Below are 596 nucleotides of genomic sequence, written 5' to 3' on the forward strand. Positions count from 1 at the left end.
CGAAAATGCGGCGGTGAACGCTCTCTTACTCAGCCTAGAAATGGAAAAAGTGCGTCTCGATATTTAGTGCTATTGCGAGTCCGTTTCCTCACAAATACTTTTAATCAATGGCAACGCTTTTTCCCACCCATTGTTGAACATCGATACAAAGTCACTGTGAGTGTGAATGGTGATGTTGAGCAACAAGCGTTCGTCTTCTGTGTCGATCTGATAGATCTCACGAGATCCAATCCACTTGGCGGCAATATCGGCGTCCAACTGTTGCCTATTGTCGGGGTTAAAGATGGCAACATGATGAAACTCTAGCCGATGCAGTGGCTGCACAGAATCAATCACTGCGCGAGTGCCGCCCATATCCGGATCAAAAAAGGTGATGTCGCTGCCCTCTTCCCACTCCCCTTCGAATTGAGATTGAGGTGAAAAAGCCTGCGCCCAACGCTTGTAAAGCTCAGCATCCGTCAGCACTCTCCATACGCGCTGCGGAGTCGCGGTTATTTCTACGTAATAGTTTAATGTAAGCATGTTTTCTCTCCCTGAACCTTCATTGACGCTAGTTTATTCTCAGGAAAAATCAAATTTGCTTGCGTTTTAAATGC

General features: G+C 46.5%; 1 protein-coding gene. It reads right to left on the reverse strand.

Features of this window, described 5'->3' with window-relative positions; genetic code table 11:
- Positions 1–69 precede the first annotated feature (69 nt).
- On the reverse strand, positions 70–522 hold the full coding sequence (locus R7Z47_RS25825; protein ID WP_005462830.1) for an SRPBCC family protein: 453 nt from the start codon (positions 520–522) through the stop codon (positions 70–72).
- Between the last annotated feature and the right edge of the window lie 74 nt (positions 523–596).

The organism is Vibrio sp. 1641, from assembly GCF_033339995.1.
Classification (GTDB): domain Bacteria; phylum Pseudomonadota; class Gammaproteobacteria; order Enterobacterales; family Vibrionaceae; genus Vibrio; species Vibrio alginolyticus.

What these genes read in the sequence shown, in the direction of transcription:
- R7Z47_RS25825 (WP_005462830.1), bottom strand. Translation starts at nt 522, where the DNA reads ATGCTTACATTAAACTATTACGTAGAAATAACCGCGACTCCGCAGCGC.